The 2,184-nt window shown below is 68.9% G+C and carries 3 protein-coding genes; all 3 read left to right on the top strand.

All coding sequences use genetic code 11. The features are described 5' to 3' along the window. Positions 1-704 (top strand): FAD-dependent monooxygenase (locus ACRDSQ_RS13190; RefSeq protein WP_431421285.1); only part of this gene is annotated, 704 nt, incomplete at its 5' end. Then, on the top strand, positions 701-1,636 hold the full coding sequence (locus tag ACRDSQ_RS13185; protein ID WP_431421283.1) for an AfsA-related hotdog domain-containing protein: 936 nt from the start codon (positions 701-703) through the stop codon (positions 1,634-1,636). The genes ACRDSQ_RS13190 and ACRDSQ_RS13185, both read left to right, overlap by 4 nt. Continuing rightward, on the top strand, positions 1,633-2,184 hold a 552-nt coding region (locus ACRDSQ_RS13180), incomplete at its 3' end, for an HAD-IA family hydrolase (RefSeq protein ID WP_431421281.1). The genes ACRDSQ_RS13185 and ACRDSQ_RS13180, both read left to right, overlap by 4 nt.

Below are 2,184 nucleotides of genomic sequence, written 5' to 3'. Positions count from 1 at the left end.
GGGTGTTCCTGGTCGGCGACGCGGCCCACGCGCACAGCCCGGCCGGAGCGCAGGGCATCAACACCGGTGTCGAGGACGCGACCACGCTCACCTGGCGCCTCGCGGGCGTCTGCCGGACGTCGCCGTCCACACCCGACACCCGCCGCGTGTTCGCGGAGTGGGAAGGCGAACGCCATCAGGTCGTCGAGAACGTGTTGCGTGACACGGACTTGCAGACCCGGCTCTGGGGTGTGCGCGGACTTCGCCGTCGAGTGCGTGACGCGGTGCTCTCGGGGGCGGAGCGCATGACGTTGCTCGACCGGGTGGTCACCCCACGGCAGACCCAGATCGCCCAGCGATACCGACCTGCCCCCGGACAACCTCGTCCCAAAGCGGTGGGCATCGTCCGCGGCCATGCTCGGCTGCCGAATGTCGAGGTTCCCGCACTGCACACGACCGGTGCGCACCTGCACGACTTCCTGTCGATGACCGAGCCGGTCTCGATCGTGTTCGACCCCGATGGCGTGCCCGGCGCGCACACGACGGTCGAGCGGTGGGTCGACCCGGACACGGGGCTCGACGTCGTCTCTCTCGTCGGCCCGGCGCTGCGATCGGCGCTGCGGATCAGCAGACGCGTCACCTGCGTCGTGCGGCCGGACGGGATCGTCGCCGCGGTGTCGGAGGACACCGCCACCCGACGCCTACTCAAGGGGGCAAACTCATGACCACGCTCGCCATCCGCACGTCGCAGGACCTGGTGCACCGCGCGAACCCAAGGGAGATCCTGGTCTCCCCGCCGCGCCGGGACACCGAACGCCGCTACCGCAGCATGACGGTCACCACCGACATCAGCCCCTACTACCTGGACCACCCGGCCCGCCACCGGCTCGACCTCCTGCTGATGACGGAGGCGTGCAGGCAGGCGGCGCTCAGCGCGGCGCACAAGTTCGAGGGGCTCCCGCTCGGCGTCGCGGTGTTCTTCAACTCCATCGACGTGCGGATCAGCAATGTCAGCGAGCTGCTGAAGTCCGCGCGGGAGCTGACGATCACCACGACCATGCAGCAGATGAAGTTGCGCAACGACGGATCGCCGAAGCAGATCGAGTACTCCCAGGTGGCTGTGCTCGCAGGCTCGGACACCCCGGTGGTGCGCTCGAAGATGGCGGTCCAAGGTGTGTCAAAGGGACGGTACTCGGACCTGCGGGCCTACCAGCGCAACGGTTCGGCCGCACCGTCCACGGCGGGGATGCGCACCGACTTCCGCCGCCACCGCGACCTGACCGCACCCGAGCGGGTCGGCCGGACGCAGATCGCCAACGTCGTGCTCGCCGGTCTGCGGATCGACGACGGCGGCGCCACGGCGATGCTCGACGCCGATCTGTCCAATGCCAGCCTGTTCGACCACGACTACGACCACTACCCGGCGATGGTGCTCATCGAGGCGGGTCGCCAGCTCGCGTTGGCGGGCACGCGTCGGCCGGTGGACTGGATCGTCAGCGGTTTCCACGCGGAGTTTCCGCAGTTCGCCGAACTCGACACGCCGACAGTTCTCGTCGCGCGGCAGCACCAAGACCGTGTCGAGGTGCGATGCCTGCAGAACGACCTCGTCGTCACCGACATGTGCTTCGAGCTGACCTCGATGGCGAGGCGGACATGACGCGGTATGCGATCTGGAGCGACTTCCGGGGTGTGCTCACCCCGCCGGTGAGCGAGGGAGTGCGGCAGTTCTGCGAGGGGGAGGCGTTCGCTCCCGAGCAGATTTTCGAGTGCCTGCGCGCGATCGGCAGGCGCCACGACTGTCCTGACGGGATGGCGGTGCTCGACTCGGGCATCCTCGACGAGCGGCAGTGGACCCGCGAAATCGAACGTGAGCTGCGCGAGCGGTTCGGCGTGCGCGCGGACCTCGCCGACTTCGGCGCCACATGGTGGAGCGACCAGCGGATCGACCGGGCCTGGGTGGACGCGGTGCGTGCTTGGCGGGCCGAGGGCGTGTTCGTCGGTCTCATGTCGAATTTGCCACTGGAGTGGAAGGGACACCTGGAGTCCTTCCCCGCAGTGGCGGACCTGTTCGACGACGTGCTGCTGTCGTGCGACATCGGCGCTCGCAAGCCGGAACCCGAGATCTTCAGCGTGGCGTCGGCCCGCTCCGGCCGGGAACCACGGTTCTGCGTCCTCGTCGACGACCTGCCCGACAACGTCGCGGGC

The organism is Actinokineospora sp., from assembly GCF_050699995.1.
Taxonomy (GTDB): Bacteria; Actinomycetota; Actinomycetes; order Mycobacteriales; family Pseudonocardiaceae; genus Actinokineospora.
Note: the sequence above shows the minus strand (reverse complement) of the source record. Positions and strands in the feature narration are given on the sequence as shown.

Coding starts and splice junctions, on each gene's coding strand:
- ACRDSQ_RS13185 (WP_431421283.1), top strand. CDS start 701: ATGACCACGCTCGCCATCCGCACGTCGCAGGACCTGGTGCACCGCGCG.